This window comes from Arsukibacterium sp. UBA5043, assembly GCA_002415085.1.
In the GTDB taxonomy this organism is placed as follows: domain Bacteria; phylum Pseudomonadota; class Gammaproteobacteria; order Enterobacterales; family Alteromonadaceae; genus Alishewanella.
Genome location: DIBV01000001.1, coordinates 122,917 through 148,185, shown reverse-complemented (window position 1 = coordinate 148,185; position 25,269 = coordinate 122,917). Strand labels below are relative to the sequence as shown.

22 protein-coding genes and 5 tRNA genes are annotated in these 25,269 nt (G+C 47.3%); 4 read left to right on the top strand and 23 right to left on the bottom strand.

Features of this window, described 5'->3' with window-relative positions:
* Nucleotides 1-3: 3 nt before the first annotated feature.
* The 4 genes from B2Q61_RS00655 to hsdR form a co-directional block, all read right to left on the bottom strand.
* Nucleotides 4-699, bottom strand: coding sequence for a hypothetical protein (locus tag B2Q61_RS00655; protein WP_290616781.1), 696 nt, complete (start codon nt 697-699; stop codon nt 4-6).
* On the bottom strand, nt 696-2,444 hold the full coding sequence (locus tag B2Q61_RS00650; protein ID WP_290616783.1) for a restriction endonuclease subunit S: 1,749 nt from the start codon (nt 2,442-2,444) through the stop codon (nt 696-698). The genes B2Q61_RS00655 and B2Q61_RS00650 overlap by 4 nt, the downstream gene beginning before the upstream one ends.
* A gap of 1 nt (nt 2,445) precedes the next feature.
* Complete coding sequence (locus B2Q61_RS00645) at nt 2,446-3,954, bottom strand: type I restriction-modification system subunit M (RefSeq protein ID WP_290616785.1); 1,509 nt, start codon at nt 3,952-3,954, stop codon at nt 2,446-2,448.
* A 161-nt stretch (nt 3,955-4,115) separates the two neighbouring features.
* Nucleotides 4,116-6,515 carry an EcoAI/FtnUII family type I restriction enzme subunit R gene (hsdR, locus tag B2Q61_RS00640; RefSeq protein ID WP_290616787.1) on the bottom strand — a complete coding sequence of 800 codons (2,400 nt, stop codon included), beginning with the start codon at nt 6,513-6,515 and terminating at the stop codon, nt 4,116-4,118.
* A 152-nt stretch (nt 6,516-6,667) separates the two neighbouring features.
* Between hsdR and B2Q61_RS00635 the strand changes: the two genes are divergently transcribed.
* Nucleotides 6,668-7,198 carry a hypothetical protein gene (locus B2Q61_RS00635; RefSeq protein WP_290622459.1) on the top strand — a complete coding sequence of 177 codons (531 nt, stop codon included), beginning with the start codon at nt 6,668-6,670 and terminating at the stop codon, nt 7,196-7,198.
* Complete coding sequence (locus B2Q61_RS00630) at nt 7,195-7,446, top strand: hypothetical protein (protein ID WP_290621914.1); 252 nt, start codon at nt 7,195-7,197, stop codon at nt 7,444-7,446. Before B2Q61_RS00635 ends, B2Q61_RS00630 begins: the two co-directional genes overlap by 4 nt.
* 396 nt (nt 7,447-7,842) lie before the next feature.
* Here the strand turns inward: B2Q61_RS00630 and B2Q61_RS00625 are convergent.
* From B2Q61_RS00625 to B2Q61_RS00535, 19 genes are all read right to left on the bottom strand, one after another.
* A tRNA-Ser gene (locus B2Q61_RS00625) sits at nt 7,843-7,932 on the bottom strand.
* 126 nt (nt 7,933-8,058) lie between these two features.
* Entirely contained in the window at nt 8,059-9,117 is a 1,059-nt protein-coding gene (nadA, locus tag B2Q61_RS00620; protein WP_290621293.1) for a quinolinate synthase NadA, read from the bottom strand.
* 79 nt (nt 9,118-9,196) lie between these two features.
* Nucleotides 9,197-9,272 (bottom strand) — tRNA-Lys (locus B2Q61_RS00615).
* Between the two features lie 21 nt (nt 9,273-9,293).
* Nucleotides 9,294-9,369, bottom strand: a tRNA-Lys gene (locus tag B2Q61_RS00610).
* 17 nt (nt 9,370-9,386) lie between these two features.
* Nucleotides 9,387-9,462, bottom strand: a tRNA-Lys gene (locus B2Q61_RS00605).
* 25 nt (nt 9,463-9,487) lie between these two features.
* Nucleotides 9,488-9,563 (bottom strand) — tRNA-Lys (locus tag B2Q61_RS00600).
* Nucleotides 9,564-9,702: 139 nt separating this feature from the next.
* Nucleotides 9,703-10,497, bottom strand: coding sequence for a tol-pal system protein YbgF (ybgF, locus tag B2Q61_RS00595; RefSeq protein ID WP_290621292.1), 795 nt, complete (start codon nt 10,495-10,497; stop codon nt 9,703-9,705).
* A 23-nt stretch (nt 10,498-10,520) separates the two neighbouring features.
* Nucleotides 10,521-11,051, bottom strand: a complete 531-nt coding sequence (gene pal / locus B2Q61_RS00590; protein ID WP_290621291.1) for a peptidoglycan-associated lipoprotein Pal — start codon at nt 11,049-11,051, stop codon at nt 10,521-10,523.
* A gap of 35 nt (nt 11,052-11,086) precedes the next feature.
* Nucleotides 11,087-12,436 carry a Tol-Pal system beta propeller repeat protein TolB gene (gene tolB, locus B2Q61_RS00585; RefSeq protein ID WP_290621290.1) on the bottom strand — a complete coding sequence of 450 codons (1,350 nt, stop codon included), beginning with the start codon at nt 12,434-12,436 and terminating at the stop codon, nt 11,087-11,089.
* A complete protein-coding gene (gene tolA, locus B2Q61_RS00580; RefSeq protein ID WP_290621289.1) occupies nt 12,433-13,383 on the bottom strand; it encodes a cell envelope integrity protein TolA in 951 nt (316 codons plus the stop codon). The genes tolB and tolA overlap by 4 nt, the downstream gene beginning before the upstream one ends.
* Complete coding sequence (tolR, locus tag B2Q61_RS00575; RefSeq protein WP_097110104.1) at nt 13,373-13,798, bottom strand: protein TolR; 426 nt, start codon at nt 13,796-13,798, stop codon at nt 13,373-13,375. Before tolR ends, tolA begins: the two co-directional genes overlap by 11 nt.
* On the bottom strand, nt 13,798-14,472 hold the full coding sequence (tolQ, locus tag B2Q61_RS00570) for a protein TolQ (protein ID WP_414631475.1): 675 nt from the start codon (nt 14,470-14,472) through the stop codon (nt 13,798-13,800). Before tolQ ends, tolR begins: the two co-directional genes overlap by 1 nt.
* A 1-nt stretch (nt 14,473) precedes the next feature.
* Nucleotides 14,474-14,884: a tol-pal system-associated acyl-CoA thioesterase gene (gene ybgC, locus B2Q61_RS00565; RefSeq protein WP_290621287.1), complete on the bottom strand. Its 411-nt coding sequence runs from the start codon at nt 14,882-14,884 to the stop codon at nt 14,474-14,476.
* Nucleotides 14,885-15,513: 629 nt separating this feature from the next.
* Complete coding sequence (ruvB, locus tag B2Q61_RS00560) at nt 15,514-16,524, bottom strand: Holliday junction branch migration DNA helicase RuvB (RefSeq protein ID WP_290621286.1); 1,011 nt, start codon at nt 16,522-16,524, stop codon at nt 15,514-15,516.
* A gap of 5 nt (nt 16,525-16,529) precedes the next feature.
* A complete protein-coding gene (gene ruvA / locus B2Q61_RS00555) occupies nt 16,530-17,147 on the bottom strand; it encodes a Holliday junction branch migration protein RuvA (protein WP_290621285.1) in 618 nt (205 codons plus the stop codon).
* An 82-nt stretch (nt 17,148-17,229) separates the two neighbouring features.
* A complete protein-coding gene (gene ruvC, locus B2Q61_RS00550) occupies nt 17,230-17,751 on the bottom strand; it encodes a crossover junction endodeoxyribonuclease RuvC (RefSeq protein WP_290621284.1) in 522 nt (173 codons plus the stop codon).
* The gene (locus B2Q61_RS00545) at nt 17,751-18,497 is read right to left on the bottom strand and encodes a YebC/PmpR family DNA-binding transcriptional regulator (protein ID WP_290621283.1); all 747 of its coding nucleotides are present in this window, start codon (nt 18,495-18,497) and stop codon (nt 17,751-17,753) included. The genes ruvC and B2Q61_RS00545 overlap by 1 nt, the downstream gene beginning before the upstream one ends.
* A gap of 139 nt (nt 18,498-18,636) precedes the next feature.
* Nucleotides 18,637-20,415: an aspartate--tRNA ligase gene (aspS, locus tag B2Q61_RS00540; RefSeq protein WP_290621282.1), complete on the bottom strand. Its 1,779-nt coding sequence runs from the start codon at nt 20,413-20,415 to the stop codon at nt 18,637-18,639.
* Nucleotides 20,416-20,498: 83 nt separating this feature from the next.
* On the bottom strand, nt 20,499-23,318 hold the full coding sequence (locus B2Q61_RS00535; protein ID WP_290621281.1) for a transporter substrate-binding domain-containing protein: 2,820 nt from the start codon (nt 23,316-23,318) through the stop codon (nt 20,499-20,501).
* Between the two features lie 222 nt (nt 23,319-23,540).
* Between B2Q61_RS00535 and cmoA the strand changes: the two genes are divergently transcribed.
* Nucleotides 23,541-24,266: a carboxy-S-adenosyl-L-methionine synthase CmoA gene (gene cmoA / locus B2Q61_RS00530; RefSeq protein WP_290621280.1), complete on the top strand. Its 726-nt coding sequence runs from the start codon at nt 23,541-23,543 to the stop codon at nt 24,264-24,266.
* Between the two features lie 32 nt (nt 24,267-24,298).
* A complete protein-coding gene (cmoB, locus tag B2Q61_RS00525) occupies nt 24,299-25,264 on the top strand; it encodes a tRNA 5-methoxyuridine(34)/uridine 5-oxyacetic acid(34) synthase CmoB (protein ID WP_290621279.1) in 966 nt (321 codons plus the stop codon).
* The last annotated feature ends 5 nt before the right edge of the window (nt 25,265-25,269 follow it).

Genomic DNA, 25,269 nt, shown 5'->3' with positions numbered 1-25,269 from the left:
AAACTAGTCCTGGTTTTCTGTTGGCTTTTCAGTTTGCTTTTGTACTTTTGCCATCTGCTGTGCTGGCCAGTTTAGATGATCTATCAGGAAAGCATTGTATACTGCCGGGCCCTGGTAGCTATAAAACTCATTTGCTCGTTTGGTTAACAGCGCACTGATTAAAAAGCTAAGCAGCATCAACAGGAATGAAGCGCCATCGAGGTTATCCACAAAATAAAATATACCAGCTACTAAAACTATGAAACTACAATTCCGGTAGAAGCCATAACGAGCTAAAAACACCATAAAGGTAGTGCTTAACTGCTTTGTTTCGACATAGTCCTTGCAAAGATGGTAGGGATTTTCGATACGATTATTCAGATCGCCAAAGCAGTGGTTTTTGATATAGTCCTTCATCACTACTTCATCTGAATATCGCTCTGCTTTGTTCAGCTTGAGCCAGAAATATAGATGTTTTCCTATATATCTCTCAAAAAAGTTTGCCATTGGTTCAATTAATAAACCAAGTAAAGTCAGAACAATTGGCGCAACTACAATAATGTAAGTTGTTGGCAACTTGATCACAAAATCGATTACAACGTCATGCTTAGGCAATCGGCCAGTTAGCGCCAATACCGAAAGTGTGACGATTAGTGCAAAAACGCCAGTCATGAAAAAGGTAAATATATCCCAAAGGGAAATTCTGATTTTTTCGATCATGCCACTACCTGCGCAACCAAAGCATCAGCTAAAACAGTTTGTGTTTGTATAACAACTCTCTGTTTTTCAGAAAGTGTATGACACATATCCATTACTTGATTTAATTTCTCTCGAATTCTAACCTGCTCTTTAAAGGGCGGTATTGGGATTAAAAAACTAGATATGGTTTTTAAAACCAAATTTTTATTGCCGACCCCCTGAGTTCCCTCATCAGACTGTTTTTTTACAAGTGGTGAGTTGAACAAGTAAACGAGAAAATCACCATTAATATTCGCTGTAGAGAATTTAACAAGGGCGACACTAACGAAAATACTGAAGTCTAGATCGGTGTCTATAAGAACAGGTATACCTGTCGTTCCAACTTTTGTTAGAAGTAGATCCCCTCGTTTTGGATTACATCTTTTGGTGAGTTCTGCATGTTGCTCCTTGGAAATATATCTTGTATTTGAAAAGTTAATAAATCCTTTGCTTAGGTCTTTGACAGATATAAATGGGACTCCTTGCTCAATATACACAGGTGTATGATGCGCACCGTCAGTAATTTGATAAGAAATATCTGCTAATCTCACCCACTCCCACCCATCCGGCAGTTCAAACGGTTTTTCGTCATCACTAATTGGCGGTAGTGGTTTTTGTTTTTTGATTTTACCGGCTTTTACCAGAGCTTCTTTTTCGGCGGCAATGCGTTTGAGCAGTTCGCTGGCGGGTACGTCGTTGGGGTCTTGTTTGCACAGGTTGCCCATTACTGCCAGTTGCAGAATGGTTTGTTTTAGCGCGTTAATGCTGTATTCGGTGGTAAACAAGGTATCAAAGTGCGCGGCTAGGCGCTGCCAATTGCTGGCCAGTTCGTCGGCGTTCTGGCTTTGGGTTAAGGTAGCCAGTAAGGCATCAACTAGTTGGTTATGAGCATCGAGCTGCTGGTAGCTTTGCTGTTCCAGTTGATCGCAAAGAGCCATTAGCTCGTCGACTTTTGATGCAACTCGATTTTGTTCACCCACAGGAGGGAGTGGGACAACCAAATGCGACCATTTATTTTTGTTCAGAATTGCGATCGTAGTACTTGAAGATGACGCCCAAGCTGACATCTGAAAATACTTTGCTTTCAGAGCAATCAGCAAATAATCTGAGATGTTTACATAAGGAGTAATTGAATTGATCTGCTGGTTAAAAGCACACTCTCTTTCTATCAAACCACATTTACCGATAGTGCCTATACAAACCATCAAAATTGACCCTGGTGTTGCTAATCGCCCAAGGCTTGTAGCCCCTTTTTGAGAAAGAAATTCTCCATCATACGAAATACCCCATTCAGAAATATCCCCTGGCTTAATAAAGGGCACATCAGAACCAAATAATTCAGGATCACTTTTACTTGGTGTTGAACCAGTTTGAGTATTACCCAGATCGCCAAGGTAAGAAAATTGCCAACTTTTTGGGATCTCAAAGGGCTTTTCATCATCCGTAATCGGCGACAGTGGCTTTTGCTTTTTAAGCTTACCCGCTTTTATCAATGCTTCTTTTTCAGTGGCAATCCGCTTTAACAGCTCACTGGCCGGTTCGTCATTTGGGTCTTGCGGAACTAATTTGCCGCGCACAGCAAGTTCTAAAATTAGCTCACGCAGCTTTTTAATTCCGGTTAGCTCAATCTTGTTGTTACTGCCACGGCCGCTGGTACTTTTGGCGGTTTGTGCCTGTGACCACAGATCTAAATGCTCGGTAATTAGCTGTTCAACTTGCACTGCCATGCTAGTTTCCACCCTTGCCACTGGTAGGTGACTTTTCACCCTTGGCATGGCTTGGAGCCAGGGCTTCGGCCAGAATGCTTTTTAGCTGGTCGCGCAGCTGCTGTATTTCCTGCTGCTGTTGGGCATAACTGGCTAACAACTCTTCCGGGTCATGGCTTATTAACTCGCCAATATGCGGGTTTTTGCAATCGAGGTTGTAGTTGCGGGCTTTTATATCTGCGACCGAAACCTTCCAGGCAAACTGGTTTTCTTCCCGTGTGGCAAAGCCATCGGCTGCGCTGCCCCACCAGGCTTCTTCCACTGCGAATTCTTCAATACGCATTGGCCGGGTTTTGCTGTAGTTTTTAACGCCCTCTGGATATTGATGTTCGTAAAACCAAATGTCTTTGGTCGGTGTGCCTTTGGTAAAAAACAGCAGGTTGGTTTTAATGCCGGTGTAAGGGTTAAACACGCCATTGGGCAGCCGCACTATGGTGTGCAGGTTGCACTCTTCCAGCAGCTTTTCTTTTAAGCGCGACTTCATGCCCTCGCCAAATAAAAAGCCGTCTGGCAGCACTACGGCGGCGCGGCCACCGTCTTTTAGCAGGTGGATAATCAGCGTCATAAACAAATCGGCGGTTTCGCGGGTACGCAGTGCCTGCGGGAAGTTGGTTTCTATGCCGTCTTCTTCCATGCCACCAAACGGCGGGTTGGTAATAATGCAGTCGACCCGCTCTTTGGGCCCCCAGCTAATTAGTGGCCTGGCCAGGGTGTTGTCATGGCGAATTTGAAACGGTACTTCAATACCATGCAAAATCATATTGGTGGTGGCCAGTAAGTGTGGCAATGGCTTTTTCTCCACTCCAAAAATACTGTTTTGCAGCACTTGCTCGTCGCTGGGAGTTTTAACGTAATGTTTGCGCTTATGCTCGATAGTACAGGTTAAAAAGCCACCCGTACCACAGGCCGGATCAAGCACCTTGTCTTCCAGCTTAGGGCCAACCATCCGTACCATAAACTCGGTAACCGGGCGCGGGGTATAAAACTCACCGGCGTTACCGGCGTTTTGCAAGTCACGCAGTATTTGCTCGTACATGTCACCGAATAAATGGCGTTCCTGTGCTTTATTAAAATCGATCCCTTCCTGAATTTTGTTGATCATCTGCCGTAGCAGCTGACCAGACTTCATATAGTTGTAGGCATCTTCAAACACGCTTTTAATTACAAAAGCACGCTGATCATCGCCTTTTGGCTGCAAGTTCTGTAAAGCCGGGAACAGTTCGTTATCGATAAACTGCTTTAACTCGTCACCGGTAATGCCTTCGGCATTGGCTGCCCAGTTGCGCCAGCGCAAGTGCTCTGGAATGGGTGAGCTGTAATCGCCGAATAACTCCCATTCCTGCTCTTTATCATCATAGATTTTTAAAAACAGCATCCAGACCAGCTGGCCAATGCGCTGGGCGTCACCATCTACGCCAACGTCTTTACGCATAATGTCTTGGATGGATTTAATGGTACTGCTAATTGACATGGTGTTCCTTTTTAACTCAAAAAATGCGACTAAAGCTCACGAACCGGCATACACACGCCAACACGCCGTTAATACATCCCTGTAGGCTCGATTCGGCCGTCCAGACCTGCAACGGTTGGCTTAGCGCAAGCCGGTTCTCACCTGTAAATTGAGCTTCACACTCAGGCGATGCTTTTATCGTCGTAAAGCGCTTGTTCTAATTCGTGCAGGGCCTGCTCGTAACCGGCTTTACCACCAAAGGCATTCACCAGCTCGACCATCGTGCCCATGGTATTAAAAGGCGGCAGCTGTAAAATTTTAATATCTTCAATATGCGCAATGCCGGTGTCGGCGTACTTCTCCAACAGGTTTTCCAGCACTTGCAACGCAGCGCCCTGGTATTTAGTAAAGTAGTTGCGCTTTTTCACGTTATTGGCGCGCTCGCGCCGGGTAAGTGGCGGTGCATCGTAAACGATATGAGCAATTAAATCGAAGGCATCCAGCTCGCCGCCGTGCTTTTGCTTAACTTCTGCGCGCAGTTCATCCCAAAACACGCCCTGCTCGGCCAGCTGCTGAATAATCTCCTGTTTGCGCTCGGCGCTGCTCCAGTGGCGGAAGAAGTCTTTTAAGGTGGCAAACTGCTTTTGCACACAATGTTTGGTGTAGTCGGTTAATGATTCGGTGATCAGCTTACCGTCCGGGCCTAAAAACTGTACCCGCTCGCCAATCATATTTACCGGCTGGCCATTAACAAAGAACTTCTTCCGTTTCTCGCCGCCGCCTTCACCACCTGGGCCAAAGCCATCATCTTCACCCTCGCCGCTCTCAGGCGTTGGATGATAACCTGGCCCTTCATCTTCTATACCCCCCGGTGTTTCTTCCGGTGGCACCGGATCATCACCCGGTTTGGGGTTATATACCATTACCGGATCACCATCAAAGGCCGGATCGGCAAACAGCTCGGTGGCCTTTTTAAAGTCCATAATGGTAAACCACAGCTTGTCGTAGTCTTCATTAATACGGGTGCCACGGCCGATAATTTGCTTAAATTCCGTCATCGACTGAATGCGTTGGTCAAGTACCACCAGCTTACAGGTTTGGGCATCTACGCCGGTGGTCATCAGTTTGCTGGTGGTGGCAATAACCGGATAACGGCTTTCCGGGTTGATAAAGTTATCAAGCTCGGCTTTGCCTTCGTTGTCATCGCCGGTAATGCGCATGATGTATTTGCCGCTTTCGCGCACCCGCTCTGGGTTCAAATTCACTAAGGCCTGGCGCATGCGCTCGGCATGGTCGATGTCATCACAGAAAATAATGGTTTTTTGAAACTCACCGGTTTTTTGCAGGTATTCGGTAACTTTTTGCGCTACCAGCTGGGTGCGCTCGTCAAATACGATATTGCGATCCATATCCTTTTGGTTATAGATCCGGTCTTCAATCTCCAGGCCGTATTTGTCTTTCTGGCCTTTCTTTGGCCGCCAGCCTTGCAGGTCAATATCAAAATCGATGCGCACGACTTTGTAAGGCGCTAAAAAGCCATCATCAATGCCTTGTTTAAGCGAATAGGTAAAAATGGGCTCGCCAAAATAATGGATATTACTGACTTCCTTTGTTTCTTTGGGTGTAGCGGTAAGGCCAACGTGCGTAGCGGTTTTAAAATAATCCAGAATGTCGCGCCAGGCCGAGTCTTCCCTTGCACTGCCCCGGTGGCATTCGTCTATAACGATTAAATCGAAAAAGTCGGGCGAAAACTCACGGTAGATGTTTTGCTCTTCTTCAGTGCCGGTAACTGCCTGGTATAGCGACAAATAGATTTCATAAGACTTATTAATCGTGCGCTTGGTAATTTTGGTCATGGCCTGACCAAATGGTTTAAAGTCGTTGTTTTTGGTTTGGTCGACCAGAATATTGCGATCGGCCAAAAACAAAATACGCTTTTTCTGCCGTGACTTCCAAAGCCGCCAGATAATCTGAAACGCGGTATAGGTTTTACCGGTGCCGGTGGCCATAACCAGTAATATTCTGTCCTGGCCACGCGCTACTGCTTCTACCGTGCGGTTAATGGCTGTCATTTGGTAATAACGCGGGCTGCGGCCACTACCATCATCATAGTATGGGGTATCTACCAACTGCACGGCAGCGTCTTTAAAACCATGATGCTGGCAATACCATTGCCATAGCTGTGCTGGCGAAGGGAATTCGTTAAGGCTTAACTCTTGCTCGGTTTTACCGCTTAAGCCTGTTTTGTCATGAAATAAAAAACCGTCACCATTGCTGGAGAACACAAACAGCACATCAAGCGCTTCACTGTATGCTAGCGCCTGCTGCATACCAGAGCCAAGGCTGTGTTTATTGTCTTTCGCCTCTACCACTGCCAGCGGCAGATTCTTCTTATGATACAGCACATAATCGGCGCGGCGCTTTTCACCACGGGTATGCATGCGACCACGTACTATTACTCTACCCGCAGTAAAGGTGAGCTCTTCACGAATTTGGCTTTGCAAATCCCAACCGGCCTGCAAAATGGCAGGGGTAATAAACTTGGAGCATATATCGCGCTCACTCAGGGCTTTTTTGTTCATGCACTACATATCCGTATGACAATCAACCGATTGTATAGGAAATGGTGACGGGGTCAATTACCGTTCTTTGCTAACCTTTATGCTAAGTTTCTGCTTGCTCGCTGGCGCCTTAAAAGTTACTATTTTTTAACTTTAAATTACAAGGATGCAATATGAAGCAGCCAAGCCACCAGTTAGCCGATAGTACTTATGCTCAGTTAAGGGAGCAAAGCCGTTCAAAATCTTTACTTAAAATGCCGTTAAATTTTCAGGAAGCAGTTAAGCTTGATGATATAACTGGAAGAGCAATGTCGCAGTTATCACGTTGGGATACCCACCCTAATCGGCGGGTAATGTGGTCCTGGCCGCAATGGACCAGCCGCTATGCCGCCATTTACCCTAAGCGTTTTGAGCTGGCAATTTGGTTTCATAGCATGTTGTGTAGCGCATCGTTGGGCCGGCCAACCTGGGGCGCAGGAAAACTGCGACTGGATATGATTGAATCTTCGCCAGAGAAAACGCCTCTAAGTGGACAAACGGTTCAGCTGACCGTGTTGGTAGCTGAAACCTATGCTGACATGATAGGTGCAGACCAAATAAGGATAATGAATCCCATTAACAGTAAAGTGCGGTCACATTATGAGGCCATGGGCTTTACTTATGTTGGTGGGAAAAGTGATTATTGCGTGAAGGATCTACTATGAAACAACGTTCTGAAAGACCAGAACCCGGTACTGCCGAGTTTGATGAGTGGCTGGACCAACGGATAGCTAAACGGGTTAAAGAGCTGGAAAATGTGCCCGAGTTAGAAGATGAATTCGGTGTATTGTCCGGTAGCCTGGAAAGTATGACCAATACCGATGCCGAAGCTTTTCCCGATGAGCCGGAGGAATATATGCCGCATGAGCGCGTAAAGATAGTGGTGGATAATAGCAAGAAAGAAGATAAGTAAGTTGGTCGAACCGTAGGGTTCGAACCAAATCCTCGTCTCGACCGCGTTAAAACAAAAGGCCCATGCTTTTGGCGAGACCGAGGGATTGCCAGCACCATCCATGGTGCTGGCCCTGCGGGCCGCACTGAAGTGCGTCCAAATTCGCTCCCGGCGAATTTGTCGAACCAAAGGGTTCTCGTCAAGACCTCGTCTCGACGCTTAAATGAAAAAGGCCCATTTTTTGGGCCGAGAGAGGGATTCACTCGCGCCATCCATGGCACTCGCCCTTCGGGTGGCAGGGCCATGCAAAACGGCTATCCTGCCGTTTTGTCGAACCTCAGGGTTCGAACCAAATCCTCATCTCGACGCTTAAATGAAAAAGGCCCACGCTTTTGGCGTGGGCCTTTTTCATTTAATTGGCGGAGAGAGAGGGATTCGAACCCTCGTTAGGGGTTAACCTAAACACACTTTCCAGGCGTGCGCCTTCAGCCACTCAGCCATCTCTCCGGAACTTGCGTTGCAAGCGCGGCTATACTAGGGAAATTCGCCCTGCGCTGCAACTGTTATATACGTAACTGTTTTTTTATGGCTGCTTTTTAAGCAGCCAGCGTTTATTTTAACCAAAAGGCTGGCTTAAGCGTTACCTTTTACCTGCATTTTTAACTCGCGGGCGAAGTTCAGCATGCGGTTAAGTGGCACCAGGGCTTTTTCGCGTAAGGTATTATCGACAAAGATCTCATGGCCAGTAGTATCAATTAACGCGTCCTCAATCGCTTTTAAGCCGTTCATTGCCATCCAGGGGCAATGAGCGCAGCTGCGGCACGTTGCGCCGTTACCGCCGGTTGGAGCCTCGATAAAGGTGCGCTCTGGCATTTGCTGCTGCATTTTATAAAAAATGCCTTTGTCGGTCGCGACAATAAAGGTGCTGTTGGGCAAAGTTTGGCTGGCTTTAATCAGCTGGCTGGTTGAGCCTACCGCGTCTGCTAACTGCACTACGCTGTCTGGTGACTCCGGATGCACCAGCACGGCAGCGTCAGGGTACTGCTTTTTAAGCTCAACCAACGCATTGGCTTTAAATTCGTCGTGCACAATACAGGCGGCATCCCATAACAACATATCGGCACCGGTTTGCTTCTGGACATAAGCACCCAGGTGTTTGTCGGGGCCCCAGATGATTTTTTTACCCTGGCTATCTAAATAGTCAACAACATCCAGTGCGATTGAAGAGGTTACCACCCAATCAGCCCGCGCTTTTACCGCAGCCGAGGTATTGGCGTACACCACTACCACGCGGTCAGGGTGCGCGTCACAAAACGCCGAGAACGGCTCGGCCGGACAACCCAAATCCAGAGAACAAGTCGCTTCCAGGGTAGGCATTAGCACCGTTTTATGCGGGGTCAGAATTTTTGCGGTTTCGCCCATAAACTTAACGCCGGCAACGATTAGCGTTGTAGCAGGATGCTCATTACCAAAACGGGCCATTTCTAAAGAATCTGACACGCAGCCGCCGGTTTCTTCGGCCAGTGCCTGAATTTCAGGGTCGGTATAGTAATGGGCTACCAATACCGCATTGTTTTGCTGCAGTAAGGCTTTAATTCGGGTTTTGTAAGCAAGCTTTTCATCTGCAGACAGTGAAGCCGGTTTTCTGGGGAAACTGAAATCCTGTTCACTAAAATACATCGACTGCGTCATAACACCTGACCGGTTGCGTAAAAAGGGGCATATTATACACTTGGCAGGCGAGCAATAACAGTATTTATGGGGGAGTGTTTGGTGGGTCGTGCTGGATTCGAACCAGCGACCAATTGATTAAAAGTCAACTGCTCTACCAACTGAGCTAACGACCCAAACAGGTGCGACGAAATAAATGGTGGGTCGTGCTGGATTCGAACCAGCGACCAATTGATTAAAAGTCAACTGCTCTACCAACTGAGCTAACGACCCAAACAGGGTGCATGAAGTGGTGGGTCGTGCTGGATTCGAACCAGCGACCAATTGATTAAAAGTCAACTGCTCTACCAACTGAGCTAACGACCCACTTCAATGTACTGTTTGTGCGGTTTGGTGGGTCGTGCTGGATTCGAACCAGCGACCAATTGATTAAAAGTCAACTGCTCTACCAACTGAGCTAACGACCCTTACCGCGGACGCATATCTTACTGATTTACGGCGCCAGTGCAACCGAAAATTGTTAAAAAGGACGCCTTGATGGCCTGACTGCGCAAAAAGTCAGCGATATGAAACAACAAAGCCAACCTTAAGGTTGGCTTGCATGGTTTAATTCAGGATGTCTATTCGTTCCTGAGCCAGTCTGGCAGATGTTGCCGAGGCATGGTCTTTGGTTAATTGCCGGTAAAATCGCAGCGCAGCGTCTTTATTATTTTCGCGCTCGGCTACCTGTCCCAGCTTCAGCAATGCATCAGGTACTTTATTAGATGTACTGAAGTTAGTTACAACGCGTTCAAAGTGCGTTTTTGCTTTAGCGAGCTCATTGTTATTAAATAACAGCTGGCCAAGCCAGTAATGCGCATTGGGCGCATAACCTGAATTAGGATAAGTTTGTAAAAAGGCTTCAAACTCTGGGATTGCGGCTTCATAACGCCGATCCTTCAGCACCATATTAACGGCTTTATCGTAAGCTTCGTTTTCTGACATATTGGAAGAGTATGAAACAGTGGGAACGTTATTAACGTTGGCAGCGGCAGTTGGCTGCTGGGCTGCGTTGCTGGTTTGCAAAGCCCCTACCCGGCGATCAATTTCCTGATACAAATCACGTTGCCGCTGCAGCATTTCATCCAACTGATAAGTATGTGTTTCAGTCACGCCACGCAGCTGGCTAACTTCTTCCAGCAATACATTTAATTGCTGCTGCATTCGCAGCTGCCCCTGGGCCCGGGCTTCTACCACCCTTTCTAAGGTAGCCAGACGTTGCTCCATAGTACCGGAAGCCGTTGTGGCAAGCGTTTGATTTGTTGTGATATTTCTGCCCAACTCAGTAACCGGTGCCGGGTTAGCCCAGGCACCGGTACTCACTAAGGACAGAGCAACCCACAGTGTTTTATTTACTGTCATGATCACTCAAATTAATTATTTTATTAGTACACCAATACTGCGCGACGGTTTTTAGCAAAGCCGGTTTCAGTACGTGATCTGTCTACTGGCTTCTCTTCACCGTAGCTAACGGTAGATAACTGGCCAGCTGATACACCCAGGTTCTGTAAATAAGACACTACTGCCTGAGCACGACGCTCGCCAAGTGCGATGTTGTATTCTGGCGTACCACGTTCGTCTGAATGACCTTCGATAGTCACCCGAACGCTTGGGTTAGCACGTAAAAAGGTGCCATGTGCTTCTAATACTTCTACAAACTCTGGACGAACTGTCGCACGGTCGAAGTCGAAATATATAGTGTTTTCCTGACGTAATGCTTCAAGTTTCTGACGCATTTGCTCAGCAGGGCTGATTACCGGCTCTGCAGTTTCAACCTGTACTGTTTCAGTAACAGGCTCTACAGCTCCAGTGTTGCGGCCATCGTCAGCAGAAGTTGATGACGTTGAGCTACAGGCGGCTAATGTCATCACAGGAACTGCGATCAATAAAGCCTTTAACACTTTGTTTAATTTCATTTTGTTGTCCTTAGTAAGTTAACCACGTTTTTGTTTTATAAAAAAGGTGACCAGGCCGGCGATTTTACCTGTCCATTTATCGCCGGCAGTCGGGCTTTAAAGCGTCCATCCATTGAAACCAGTGCCAGCACCTGCGACGAACCATGCATAGTGCTGTAAATAATCATTGAACCATTTGGCGCAATACTGGGTGATTCATCCAGATTGGTTTTGGTTAATACTTGCAGGAAACGGCTTTGCCGATCCATTTTTGCAATATGATACTGGCCCTGAGTACGGTTCACCATCACCATAGTGCTGCCGTCAGGGGTATAAGAGCCTGCCAGATTCATCTCACCTTCAAAGGTTAATCTTCTGGTAGTGCCTGTTATTAAATTTACGCTATAAAGCTGGGGATTGCCACCTCTGTCCGAGCTGAACACCAGCTCTGTGCCATCCGGTGACCAGCTTGGTTCAGTATCGATAGCGCGCTGATTAGTAACGCGACGTAACGCTTTGCTGGCAATGTGTAAGGTGTATATTTCCGGGTTACCATCTTTAGACAACACCAATGCAAGGCTTTCGCCATCCGGTGACCAGACTGGCGCACCATTGATACCGGGGAAGGTGCTGACTACCGTACGCCGGCCACTATAGATATCCTGCACAAATATCTGAGCCTGACGTCGTTCAAAGGTCACGTAAGCAAGTTTGGTACCATCAGGCGACCAGCTTGGCGACATTAAGGGCTCTTTGGAGCGCAGCAATATTTGTTCATTTACGCCATCGTAATCCGCAACCACTAACTGGTAGGGAAACTCGTTATCCGGCTGCACCAGCACATACGCAATTTTAGTTAAAAAAGCACCACGCTCACCGGTCAGTTTCTCATAAACGATATCGCTTATCCGATGGGCATACTGGCGAAACTGGCCGCCATTAATGGTGGTTTCACGGCTGTCCAGTATATGTTCATTACTGGTGACCAGCTTACCGGCATTAAGCATTTGTGAGCTGGGGCCACTGTTACCTTTGAGTACATCAATCAGTTCAAAACTCACGGTATAGCGATCAATACCAATTTCGTTAATCTGCCCCACTACAATCGCTTCAACACCTTCTTTTGCCCAGGCGGCATAGTTAATGTCGCTGGCTTTAGCAGGTTGTTGCGGCATTTTTATTCTGGCCAGCGGGCTAAATTTGCCACTGCGCATTAAATCAGCAGAAACTATCTCAGCCAGATTTTCTGTCGGCCGGGTGGTGCCATTGAAACTAAACGGCAGAACCGCTATTGGCCTAGCAGAGTCAATCCCTTCGGTAATGACTATCTCCAGGGATGCACGGGCCAGCGCCGGAAATAACAATATCGTCAGGATTAGCGTCTTTCTTAATAAATTAGTCATCATTGAAATTCTGGTGCCACCGTTAAAGTTATATCTTTCAGTTGATTATAAACATCGGGATCAGTTGATACCGGCAAAGTTCCTGCCCGGTTCACAGCTCGAATGGCTGCATCTGCTACCTGGCGGTCGCCACTAACGTAGCGTACGTCAGTCACAAAGCCGCTGCTTGCCAGCCGGATGTTGATCCGGGCTGTTTTACCGCGCATGTTTTCATCTACCAATAAATTACGTTGAATAGCGTCCCGAATCATTGCCGTGTAGCGCTGCACCTCGGTAACGGCTTGTTGAGCCCGGGCCTGCCGTCTTGCCTCTGCTTCGTTGGCAAGCTGCTCCTGAATTTGCCGCTCCCGCTCGGCCTGTTCCCGTGCTTCACGCGCTTTACGCTCACGTTCAGCCTGCGCTTTAGCCGCTTCTTCTTCCGCTTGCTTACGACGCTCTTCAGCGGCTTTGGCTGCGGCTTCCGCTTTTTTCTGCTCCGCTTCGCGCGCCTTTCGCGCTTCTTCTGCTTGTTTTGCTTTGGCGATTTCGGCTTGCTGCTGCTTTTGCGCTTCTGCCGCTGCCGCTTTCGATTTACGCGCCGCTTCGTCAGCCTGCCGTTTCTCTTCCGCTACCCGCTTTAATCGTTGCTCTTCCGCTGCCCGATCACGTTCAGCCTGTTTGGCCCTGCGCTCCAGTGCGGCAATCCGGTCTTCTTCTGCTTGTTTAGCGTCATCCCGGTTCTTTTGAATTTCAGCAACCCGCTGTTCTAGTTGCTTACGGTCAATCGCCACCGCTTCTACCGGCGCCGGGTTACTTTCTACGGCCTGTTCAGCGCTGATCGAAAGCTCAACCGTTTTGCGCTTAAAACTAATATTTGCACCAAAAATCAGCAGCAGCAAAATCGTGACATGTAAAGCCACCGATTTTGCCAACGACGTGGTCAGGGCTGGTTTAATCTTATCAAACTTCATTATCAGTCATTAAACCCACTGCCGGCGCACCAGCATTTTTCAAAACATTAATCAGACGTATAACCGCTTCATAGCTTACCGCTTTATCACCTTTGACAATAACCTGGGTTCCGGGTTCTATCGTCAGCCAGCTTGCGACTTCTACCTGCAACTCAGCCGACGTAAAAGGGCCTTGTTGATTACCATCTTTCTCGAAATAATATAAACCGTCACTGTCCACCGTGGCCACTAACGGCGTTTTGCCTTCAGTCATCTGAGCGATCGGCTCGGCTGCCGATTTTGGCAATTCAACTTTCACTCCCTGGGTAATCAGTGGTGTCGTCACCATAAAAATCACCAGCAGCACCAGCATAACATCAATGTAAGGCACGACATTGATCTCGGCCATCATTCGCCGTTTTTTGCGGACGTACATCAGGCAGCCTCAGTACTGTTAACCGCCTGGCGGTGCAATATATTAGAGAACTCTTCAACAAAGTTCACGTAGCTACTTTCAAGCAACTCAACCTGATGCGAAAACTTGTTGTAGGCAATAACTGCCGGTATTGCCGCAAACAGACCGATAGCCGTGGCAATCAATGCCTCGGCAATGCCTGGTGCTACCATTGCCAGCGTCGCTTGCTGCACTGCACCCAGAGCTATAAATGAATTCATAATGCCCCATACGGTACCAAACAAGCCAATGTATGGGCTGATAGAGCCAACAGTAGCCAGAAAAGGCAAATTGGTTTCCAGCCGCTCCACTTCGCGTGACAAGCCTACCCGCATCGCCCGCTGAGCCCCTTCCATTAAAGCAGCAGGCTGCTGTCTGCTGCTTTTATGTAATCTGGCAAACTCTTTAAAACCTGCTTTAAACAGGGCTTCTAAACCGATATTGCTCTGCCGGGCGCTGACCTCTGCGTACAGTTTTGACAAATCGATACCCGACCAGAATTTATCTTCAAATCTCTTGGCATCTGCCAACGCATCTTTCAGTACTTTTTTCCGTTTAAAAATCATGCTCCAGGAAGCAACCGACATACCCACCAAAATAAGCATTACCAACTGCACTACGATACTGGCATCGAGTAATAAATGAAGAATGGAAATTTCACCTGACACGCGTTAACACCTCTGCAATTTCGGCCGGCATTGGCCGGGCTTTCATAGCCTGCTTGTCAATACAGGCAACTTTAATTTCAGCCTGACACACTAACTGGGCCGAAGCATTATAAATTTGCTGGGAAAAAATGATACTCGCAGACTTTAAGGTACTGATTTGACTGGATACCGTCAATAATTCATTAAAAACTGCACTTTTTTTATTGTTCATTAAAACCTGAGTAACAACAAAAGCGATATTATTTGACAACAAAATATCCTGTTCGACACCCAGCGCCCGTAACCATTCGGTGCGGGCCCTTTCAAAAAATTTCAGATAATTCGCGTAATAAACAATACCGCCAGCGTCGGTATCTTCATAATATACCCGCACCGGCCACGTGAAGCTTTTATCTGCCATTTATAACCATATCTCATTTTGCCGCGTATGATAATTAGCCAGCACGGTAAACTCAATGGCTGGCAAGGCTCCAATGCAACTATATTTATTTGCGGTGACCACTTGTATTATGCTTAAAAAGCAGACTGTGGCAGTGCGCTTAAGTTCAATATGTTACGCATGCAATGTATTAGCTGAAAAAAGGCCGCAACTGCTACAGATAACTATTAAAAGTAATCCGAGCCATCATCCACATTTAAACTTAATCGCAGATGAATACAGGGCTTCTTTCGTCCTTTGTACGTTAACTGCTTGTTTAGTGAACATCCAATAACCTCATTGGCATTAGTTAAACTAATGCCAGCGCGCTAATTTTTCTCGTTTGAAGTATTTACTCGAAGTCTTTAACATACGCCCTGTGTTCTGAGCTAGCGCAAAAGCACGGTAAGTCGATTACCCTGTTTAGTAAAGTTCACTTAAGCAGTATGACTGATAGCTAAGATTAGTTTTGCTGCTGTTTCAAACATGTTCCCTGGATTTATTGAAGCACACCTTCAACTTGTTGCTTTGCCCGCTCCTTTGAGCGGGCTTTTTTTTATTCGCGTCCTAGTTGGCACTTATGTCCTATTTGGCGAGTACTTTTGTTCAACTTAATCTCTTTGTGGTAAATCGAAGCCAAAATGCTGATAGGCACGAGGTGAGGCAATACGGCCACGGGGCGTTCGCTGAATAAAGCCCTGCTGGATTAAAAAGGGCTCTATCACATCTTCAATGGTTTCTTTTTCTTCACCAATCGCCGCCGCTAAGTTATCAAGCCCTACCGGCCCGCCCATAAATTTATCAATAATGGCCAGGATCAACTTTCGATCCATATAATCAAAGCCTTCTGCGTCGACGTCAACCATTTTCAGGGCTTGCGCGGCTACCGTTACCGTCACGGTACCGTCTGATTTAACCTGAGCATAGTCACGTACCCGGCGCAGCAAACGGTTGGCAATCCTGGGGGTTCCCCGTGAGCGACGGGCAATTTCGGTTGCCGCCTCTTTATCGAGCTGTAAATTCAGGTATAGCGCTGAGCGTTGAATAATGTCGCTAAGCTCATCTACTTTATAAAATTCTAAGCGTTGAACGATGCCAAAGCGGTCACGCAGTGGCGACGTAAGCGCTCCGGCGCGGGTGGTTGCCCCTATCAGGGTAAAGGGCGGCAATTCAAGCTTTATAGAGCGAGCAGCAGGGCCCTCACCTATCATAATATCCAGCTGATAATCTTCCATTGCCGGATATAAAATCTCTTCGACCACCGGGCTTAAGCGATGTATTTCATCAATAAATAACACATCATTTTGTTCAAGATTGGTAAGCAATGCCGCTAAATCACCCGCTTTTTCCAGCACCGGACCAGAGGTACTTTTGATATTTACCCCCATTTCATTCGCAACAATCATTGCCAGGGTTGTTTTACCCAGGCCTGGTGGGCCAAAAATTAATAAATGGTCCAGTGGATCGCCCCGCCCCCTGGCCGCCTCGATAAAAATCGCCATTTGTTCGCGTACATGTTGCTGACCCGTATAATCGGCCAGGGTTTTGGGGCGGATGGCCCGGTCGATGACTTCATCTTCGCGGGTCGCATTGCCCTGGATCATTCGATCAGCTTCAATCATCCTGGCTATACCATACTCTTCAGGGCGGCCATGATCAGTTGCTCACTGCTCATGTCGGCGCGTTTAACTAATTTTACTGCTTTGCTGGCCTGAGCCTGACTGTAACCCAACCCCAGCAAAGCACTTAAGGCATCTTGTTCGGCACTGGCCGGCGGCGCAAAAATTGCTTCATCACTGCTTAATGTCAACCGGTCAGTAACCGGCGTGCCGCTAACCCCCCAATCTTTTAACCGGTCACGCATCTCTATCACTAATCGCTCGGCGGTTTTTTTACCTACCCCCGGCAATTTTACCAGCGTGCTAATTTCATCATGCAATACACAATGAACAAACTGCTGGGCGGTCATCCCTGATAAAATGGTCAGTGCCAGTTTCGGACCGACACCGTTGGCTTTTATCAGTTGCCGAAACAAACTACGCTCAGTGCTGGTGATAAAACCATAAAGCAGCTGCGCATCTTCCCGCACAACAAAATGGGTAAAAATAATCAGCTGATTTCCCGGTTCAGGTAGCTGATAAAAACTGGTCATGGGCAATTGCACTTCATAGCCAACGCCAGCCACGTCAAGCAAAATATCAGGAGCCTGTTTTTCCAGTAATACACCTTGTAAACGTCCAATCATCAGGCAGCGCTTCTTCTTAATTCGTTAATTTTAAATGTTGACAGGTAACTATTATCACCAGGTTTAACTAGGCCGTGACATTTCAGCGCAGGCGCCGGCGCACCGTTTTACGCGCCTGGCCAGCCAGGGCCACCAGGCTTTGCTGAGTATGCCCATGGCACAACGCAACTGCAAGCGCATCTGCGGCGTCGGCCTGCGGGCTGGCACTAAGCTGCAATAACGAACGTACCATATGCTGCACCTGAGCTTTGTCAGCCGCGCCAGTACCCACTACCGCTTGTTTAACCTGCCGCGCTGAATACTCATATACATCCAGTCCGGCGTGCTTAGCGGCAACAATAGCTGCGCCACGTGCTTGTCCGAGCTTTAATGCAGAGTCAGGATTATGGGCCATAAATACTTGTTCAATAGCAAATATGGTTGGCTGAGTTTGGGTAATGATCTCGGAAATACCGTTGAAAATCCGCAATAAACGCTCTGGCAGCTCGTCAGTGCCCAGCCTGATACAACCACTGGCCATATAGACAAATTTATTGCCTTGCTGGCGCACCACACCGTATCCGGTCAGGCGACTGCCGGGGTCAATCCCCAGAATAATATTCACTACACACTGTGCTCGTTAAGCAGATCGTCATTAATATCAGCATTGTGATACACATTCTGCACATCGTCAGAGTCTTCCAGCATATCTATCAATTTAAAAAACCGGCCAACATTGTCTGCATCAACCTGGGCACGAATAGACGGTATCATATCTATTTCTGCATTATCGGCAGTAAAACCGGCGGCAGCTAAGCTGTCTTTAATGTCGTTGTAATGTTCAGGGCTGGTAAACACCTCTGTACTGCCATCCTCATGGGTTTGCACATCTTCTGCCCCTGCTTCCAGGGCGGCATCGAGCAGTGCATCTTCGTCTATGTCCGGCGCGAACAGCAGTACGCCACGCCGGGAAAATAAATAAGCTACCGATCCCGATGTGCCCAGGTTGCCACCGTTTTTAGTAAAAGCGTTGCGCACATCAGCAACCGTTCGTTTATTATTGTCCGTCATGGTTTCAACAATAATGGCTACACCATTGGGGCCGTAGCCTTCGTACACTAACTCTTCGTAATTCTCAGTTTCTGTTGCCCCGGCACCGCGCTTGATCGCGCGATCAATGGTGTCTCTGGTCATATTTTCTGACAATGCTTTGTCTACTGCCAGACGCAGCCGCGGGTTAGCACTGATATCAGGATTGCTGCGAGCAGAAACGGTAAGCTCACGAATAATTTTGGTAAATATTTTACTTTTTTTCGCATCCTGGCGGGCTTTGCGATGCTTCATGTTCGCCCATTTACTATGGCCGGCCATATTTCACTCCTCGCTTGCGGTAATAATCCTGCGCCCGCAATTTGCTGGCGCAGGTTAACAACTTACAGGGTATTTTCTACAGGTTGCTATCTACAGGTTCCAATTTACAGGCTGCTGTCTACAAAATAGTGCCGCGGTGCTACTGAGCTTTACGGATAACCTGAATACTTAATTCAGCCAGTTGCGCATTATTAGCCTCACCAGGTGCATCAGTAAGCGGGCACGCTGCCGTCGCCGTTTTCGGAAACGCCATCACATCGCGAATTGACGTAGCGCCGGTCATTAACATTACCAACCGGTCTAAACCAAAAGCTAAACCTGCATGCGGTGGTGCGCCAAATTTCAACGCTTCCAGTAAGAAACCAAACTTTTCTGTTGCCTCATCATCACTGATACCAAGCAATTTAAATACTTTTGCCTGCACCTCAGCGCTGTGAATACGGACAGAACCACCACCTAATTCAGTGCCGTTTAACACCATATCATAGGCGTTTGATAATAAATTAGTATGATCCAACTGTGCAACCGGCGTCGCTAAAAAACCGGCGGTATCAAGCGGTGAGGTAAACGGGTGATGCACCGCGGTATGGCTGCCATCTTCATTCTCTTCAAACATCGGGAAGTCAACAACCCATAACGGCTTCCAGCCCGGCACCGTTATGCCTAAATCGTCGCCCAGTTTCAGACGCAACGCGCCCATAGCTTCGCACACGACTTTATAGCTGGCAGCGCCGAAGAAAATCATGTCGCCATCAGCGGCAGCAGTGCGCTGCAAAATATTGCTGACAATATCGGCAGTTAAAAATTTGGCCACCGGTGACTGTACGCCATCGATGCCGGCACTAACGTTGTTCACTTTCATCCACGCCAGACCCTTAGCACCATATATGCCAACAAAACTGGTGTAGTTGTCGATGTCTTTGCGTGAGACCTTATCGGCAGCTGCAGGTACTTTCAGTGCCACAACCCGCCCTTTAGGGTCGTTCGCAGGGCCGGAAAATACGTTAAACTCAACCTGCTTTACCAGATCTGCAATATCAACAAACTGCATTGGGTTGCGTAAATCGGGCTTGTCAGAACCGTACAACCGCATTGCCTCATGGAAGGTCATTTGCGGAAAGTCGCCCAAATTGACCTCCAGCAGTTGTAAAAACAACTGGTGGACCATTTGTTCGGTTACTGCCATCACTTGCTCAGCACTCATAAAAGAGGTTTCAATATCAATCTGAGTAAATTCTGGCTGGCGATCGGCGCGTAAATCTTCATCGCGGAAACATTTTACGATTTGATAGTAACGATCAAGGCCTGACATCATCAGCAATTGCTTAAACAACTGAGGAGATTGCGGCAGGGCAAAAAACTGACCTTTGTGGGTGCGACTTGGCACCAGATAATCGCGGGCACCTTCCGGAGTCGCCTTGGTCAGGATAGGCGTCTCAACGTCTAGAAAGCCATTGCTGTCCATGAAATTACGAACAAAACTAGTCACTTTTGCCCTAAACTTTAACCGTTCGCTCATGACGGGGCGGCGTAAATCCAGATAGCGGTATTTAAGGCGCTGCTCTTCACTGTTGTCGTGATTGAAATCAAGCGGCAGCGGCGCCGCTTTATTCAATATGGATAAACCACTGGCGAACACTTCAATTTCACCGGTTGCCATATCGGCATTAATTTGTGACGACGGGCGCAGTCGCACTTCGCCGGTGACCTGAATGCAAAATTCATTTCTGAGCGTATACGCCAACTCAAATAAGTCAGTTAAATCCGGATCACAGATAACCTGAACCATGCCCTCACGATCACGTAAATCGATAAAAATAACGCCACCGAGATCCCGGCGCCGGTTAACCCAGCCACATAATGAAACTTGTTGCCCGGCATGTTGGGCACTTAAAAAACCGCAGTAATGGCTACGCATTAACCCTTCCTTATATCTCGTTGGTCAGCCGCTGTAAAATGACCGCCAATTATATAGAAATAGCGCTTAATGTCACTGCCCGTTCACGAAAACTCTCGTTCAGTGAACCGATAACCATTCTTTCCTTGCTGCTTTGCCAGATACATTTGTTTATCGGCTTGCTTTAACAATGCGCTGCTGTCGGTGGCATCGTGCGGGTAAATCGCAATACCAATGCTGGCACCCACCTGAATCTGTGCAAAGGACAACTGTAACGGCTGGCTTAACTGAAACACTATTTTCTCTGCCACAATAGCGGCATCATCCGGGTGCAAGAGCGCTGTCAACAACACCACAAATTCATCGCCACCAAAGCGGGCCACCGTATCACTTTTTCGAATACAGCTGTCCAGAACACCACCAAGCTTCAGTAATAACTCATCACCGGCATCATGACCATACTGGTCATTTACCTCTTTAAAGCCATCAAGATCGATAAAAAGTACTGCTAAAATTTCGTTATGACGGCTATGTTGCTCGACCGCCTGGTCAATCCGCTCTTTGAGCAAACTGCGATTCGGTAGTCCGGTTAAATCGTCATGGGTGGCCATATGACGCATTTTATGTTCGGCCTGCCGGCGCAGGTTTACCTCGCGGCGTAAAAACAAATTCCAGATCGTAAACACTGTTATCAGCACTACGGTTATTGCCGCTATCCGCCAAATTATCAGCTGTACTTTTTTGCTATCAACGCCCTGGGTGATTTCAACATCAAACCAATGCTGATACATTTGTGCCCGTTCAGCTTCACTTATGCTGCGTAGCCCTTTATTCAATATAGCCACCAGCGGTTGATAATCGCTTCGTACGCCAACAAGTGAAGGAAAATCAGGTAAATCATCAATCACCTGCATTCGCAGATTTACCGCATTCAACCGTTTTAACTCGCGGCTTCCCGCTGCTACCGAATCAAGCACAAAATCAATTCTGTTATTCTGCAGCAGCTCAATTCCATCCCTCAGTTGATTGACAATAATAACCTCCGTGTCAGCTACCACATCAGACAGATGCGAAGCTAACTGATAATCGCCAAAAATAGCAACACTGTTCCCGCTAAGCTCGGCGGCGGAGGTAATATTTTCACTGTTAATGTGACTGATGAGCGCCCATTGCACAGACCAGAACGGCTCAGTAAAACGAACGAACGTTTCCCGCTCAGCCGTCGGTGATATATTGGCGACCAAATCGAGCTTGCGGTGTTCTAAATCATTTAGAATATCGTCAAAATTGTCATACAGCATTATCTCAAATTCAATATCTAACCGTTCGCCTAAAATTTGCAGTATTTCCTGGGTCACGCCAGCGGCATTGCCCTGTTCATCCACAAATTCCATCGGTGGCCAGTTGCGCATCAAGCCAACCCGCAATGGGCTATGTTCCAACAGCCAGGCTTTTTCCTCTGGTGTCAGCGGTATTTTATTTTTAAAGTCCGCATAATAGCTTTGCTCGGCTGAGCTGACCCATTTTTTTTCAATCGTGGCCAACTCCTCCAGTGACATCTGATTAAACCCGTTTTTAATCTTTATCGCTAATTCTGAATTATCAATATGGGTTAATGCATAAAGTGGTGCAAATAGCCGCGTAGTTGGCGCGGCAATGAACTCGCTGGCCAGATCCAGGTGATTAAGACGGGCATCCAAAATGGCTTCGGCCCCAAAAAAACCATCTATTTCACCGCCAATTGTTGCGCTCGTCATTGCTTCCAGTGATGAGAAGCGGATAAAGGTCACATCAGGATATTGTTGCTGCAATTCAGGCAGATAGCCGGAATTATAATAAATGCCCACTTTTCCCGTAAAACTGGCATTGGGCAATGGTAAGTCATTGTTTTTTAATGTGTAATATGCACTACTGAAACTATATAAGTGGTATGCTTTTTCCAGTTGCGGGTTAAGTAACGTATTGTCTGGGAAACCAATGTGGGCGTCGATCCGCTTATTCGTCAGACTGGTCAGACTATCGGCCGAGTTATCAGGGACGAACGCAATGCTGGTACCGGTTTTCTCAGACCATAGCCGCCATAAATCGACCAGCAAGCCTGTTGCTTCGCCCTGCGAAGTCACATGCATATAAGGTTGGTTAAGAACCGACAAGCCGAGCAACAAAGTATTATCGTTGGCAACGTTAAAACCAAGCCACTTGCGTTCCAGTTGGTTTAATGTGTTGGTAGACACCGCTGCTGTATACTGCACTAACTTACTATTTAGTGGCGATTTAAGTGGCAATGCATATGACAAATCAATGAGTTGTAGCGGTACTTTTTTATATAGCGGAAACTGATTAACTAATGCATTGTAGCCAGAATATCGGGGGGGTAAGCGATCTAGGCTGGTAAATGTTTTCAGGTCGCCGGCCAGCGCCGCATCATACATCTGACTGACTGTTGGATAGGACCGTAAAAGCGCATTGGGCAGTTCGCGTGCAAGGGTCGATATATGGCTTGAGTTTTCGACCACCCCTATCACGTAGGGCGCTATGTCGCTAAGCTTTTCTACCCGCAATAAGTCTCGATGAACAAACACATTGCTATAAATCGTAATGTTAATGCTATGCAATTGATAATCTTTTGCCCGCTGATCGGTGTATGCCATTCCCCCATGAAAGTCGACCTTGCCCTGGTTAAGCATTTCCACCGATTCCGGCCATGGAACCATCACAAAATCTATCTCAAACTGTTGCTCCTGAGCGATTGCGCGCCAGTAATCAACAATCAGACCATCTGGCTGCCCCTGCTCATCAATAAACATGTACGGATACGTATCGTTGCTAAGGGCAACTCTGAACTTTTGCGGTTGAGCCGTGACCAGTGCTGAGCTGATAATGCAACACAGTATTCCAGCATAAACCCATAAACGTCTGATCATTTCGCCACACAGCTGATTAACATCATATATGTTTTACCCTTAGTACCAGTAATGGTCAAGTGATGCCCCGGGCTATCTGACCGCACTTAGGTTAATCCAACCCCGTTTTATTAAACCGGGATAGTTTGCTTTTGGCGGCCCACAACAATTCGGGTAAACTACGTTCTTTATTGTTATCGCGCGTTAATTTATTTATCCGGCGCAGCACTGGTGCTTATGTCTATGCAAAAAGATCATATCTACGCCGAGCCTCTGGCTCAAATTCAGGATTTCAGGTTTGATGATCAAGTAGCTGAAGTCTTTCCCGACATGATTCAACGTTCTATTCCCGGTTACCAGACTATTATTCAAACTATCGGCAAATTAACCGCTCGTTTTCAGCAACCACAGAGTAATTTTTACGATCTGGGTTGCTCACTTGGTACAGCAAGTCTGGCTATGCGTCGAAATATCTCCGTTGCTGGCGCACGTCTCATCGCCGTGGATAACAGCAAAGCTATGCTGGAACGTTGTGAACGACATTTGCTGGCATTTCGCTCTGAAGTACCGGTCAGTCTTGAACTGGCTGATATTCGCGATATTGCGATTCAGGATGCAGCAGTGGTGGTCATTAACTTTACCCTGCAATTTCTGGCACCAGAGGATCGGGATGCCTTGATTGGGAAAATTTATCAGGGGTTAAAGCCGGGAGGGGTGCTGATTTTGTCAGAAAAATTTATCGCTCATACGGTCACTACTAACACCCTGTTAGTGGACTTACATCTGGATTTTAAACGTGCCAATGGCTACAGCGAGCTGGAGATCAGCCAGAAACGTTCGGCGCTTGAAAACGTAATGAAACCCGATACCCTGGCACAACATCAACAACGGCTGCAAAAGGCGGGATTTAGTGAGCAAAGCCTATGGTTTCAGTGTTTTAATTTTTGCTCTATGCTCGCGGTTAAATAAGCTGTGCAGGCTCATACTTACAGGAATGTATAATGCTCGACTTCACCCCATTTTACGCTAAATTAGCCACAAGCAAGCTGCACGAATGGCTGCAAACACTGCCCGCCCAATTGGCACAATGGCAGAAAAATGCGTTGCATGGTGACTTTAAACAATGGCAAAAAATAGTTGCCCACCTGCCAGTGACAACGTCCAGCACGCTTGAACTAAGCAAAGCTGTGCAGTTTGGCGCGGCTGGCGACATCAGTGCCGGTGAAGCCGAGCGGATCCGCTATTTACTACAACAGCTAAAACCCTGGCGCAAAGGGCCGTTTACTATTCATGGTATCGACATTGACACCGAGTGGCGCTCAGATTTTAAATGGGACCGGGTGTTGCCGCATATTAGTCCGTTGCAGGGGCGCTTTGTGCTCGATGTAGGTTGCGGTAGTGGTTATCACCTCTGGCGAATGCGCGGTGAAGGCGCTGATTTTGTAGTAGGCATTGACCCATCACAGCTATTTTACAGCCAGTTTCAGGCAATAAAGCATTTTAATCCCGATCCAGACGTTCATCTTGTCCCGGTTGGCATTGACGATATGCCACCACTGGCTCAGTTTGATACCGTATTTTCGATGGGTGTTTTATACCATCGGCGCTCACCATTAGATTTTCTGCAACAGTTAAAACAACAATTACGTCCAGGTGGCGAGCTTATTCTGGAGACGCTGGTGGTCGAAGGGGATGAAAATACGGTGCTGGTGCCGGGAGAGCGTTACGCCAAAATGCGTAATGTCTGGTTTATTCCCAGTACACTGGCGTTGTGCCACTGGTTAAGCCGGCTTGGCTTTAAAAACCCAAAAGTAGTTGATTTAAATACGACTACGCTGGAAGAACAACGGGCAACACCTTGGATGGAAAATGAAAGTTTAATTGATTTTCTTGACCCGACTGACCATAGTAAAACGATTGAAGGTTATCCGGCACCGCTACGTGCCGTGATTATTGCCACCGTTTAAATTGC

What these genes read in the sequence shown, in the direction of transcription:
- cmoA (WP_290621280.1), top strand. Translation starts at nt 23,541, where the DNA reads ATGCAAAAAGATCATATCTACGCCGAGCCTCTGGCTCAAATTCAGGAT.
- cmoB (WP_290621279.1), top strand. Translation starts at nt 24,299, where the DNA reads ATGCTCGACTTCACCCCATTTTACGCTAAATTAGCCACAAGCAAGCTG.
- ybgF (WP_290621292.1), bottom strand. Translation starts at nt 10,497, where the DNA reads ATGACAGTAAATAAAACACTGTGGGTTGCTCTGTCCTTAGTGAGTACC.
- B2Q61_RS00650 (WP_290616783.1), bottom strand. Translation starts at nt 2,444, where the DNA reads ATGGCAGTGCAAGTTGAACAGCTAATTACCGAGCATTTAGATCTGTGG.
- pal (WP_290621291.1), bottom strand. Translation starts at nt 11,051, where the DNA reads ATGAAATTAAACAAAGTGTTAAAGGCTTTATTGATCGCAGTTCCTGTG.
- ruvB (WP_290621286.1), bottom strand. Translation starts at nt 16,524, where the DNA reads ATGATTGAAGCTGATCGAATGATCCAGGGCAATGCGACCCGCGAAGAT.
- B2Q61_RS00655 (WP_290616781.1), bottom strand. Translation starts at nt 699, where the DNA reads ATGATCGAAAAAATCAGAATTTCCCTTTGGGATATATTTACCTTTTTC.
- hsdR (WP_290616787.1), bottom strand. Translation starts at nt 6,515, where the DNA reads ATGAACAAAAAAGCCCTGAGTGAGCGCGATATATGCTCCAAGTTTATT.
- tolB (WP_290621290.1), bottom strand. Translation starts at nt 12,436, where the DNA reads ATGATGACTAATTTATTAAGAAAGACGCTAATCCTGACGATATTGTTA.
- ruvA (WP_290621285.1), bottom strand. Translation starts at nt 17,147, where the DNA reads ATGATTGGACGTTTACAAGGTGTATTACTGGAAAAACAGGCTCCTGAT.
- B2Q61_RS00545 (WP_290621283.1), bottom strand. Translation starts at nt 18,497, where the DNA reads ATGGCCGGCCATAGTAAATGGGCGAACATGAAGCATCGCAAAGCCCGC.
- nadA (WP_290621293.1), bottom strand. Translation starts at nt 9,117, where the DNA reads ATGACGCAGTCGATGTATTTTAGTGAACAGGATTTCAGTTTCCCCAGA.
- B2Q61_RS00645 (WP_290616785.1), bottom strand. Translation starts at nt 3,954, where the DNA reads ATGTCAATTAGCAGTACCATTAAATCCATCCAAGACATTATGCGTAAA.
- B2Q61_RS00535 (WP_290621281.1), bottom strand. Translation starts at nt 23,318, where the DNA reads ATGATCAGACGTTTATGGGTTTATGCTGGAATACTGTGTTGCATTATC.
- B2Q61_RS00630 (WP_290621914.1), top strand. Translation starts at nt 7,195, where the DNA reads ATGAAACAACGTTCTGAAAGACCAGAACCCGGTACTGCCGAGTTTGAT.
- tolR (WP_097110104.1), bottom strand. Translation starts at nt 13,798, where the DNA reads ATGTACGTCCGCAAAAAACGGCGAATGATGGCCGAGATCAATGTCGTG.
- tolA (WP_290621289.1), bottom strand. Translation starts at nt 13,383, where the DNA reads ATGAAGTTTGATAAGATTAAACCAGCCCTGACCACGTCGTTGGCAAAA.
- B2Q61_RS00635 (WP_290622459.1), top strand. Translation starts at nt 6,668, where the DNA reads ATGAAGCAGCCAAGCCACCAGTTAGCCGATAGTACTTATGCTCAGTTA.
- ybgC (WP_290621287.1), bottom strand. Translation starts at nt 14,884, where the DNA reads ATGGCAGATAAAAGCTTCACGTGGCCGGTGCGGGTATATTATGAAGAT.
- aspS (WP_290621282.1), bottom strand. Translation starts at nt 20,415, where the DNA reads ATGCGTAGCCATTACTGCGGTTTTTTAAGTGCCCAACATGCCGGGCAA.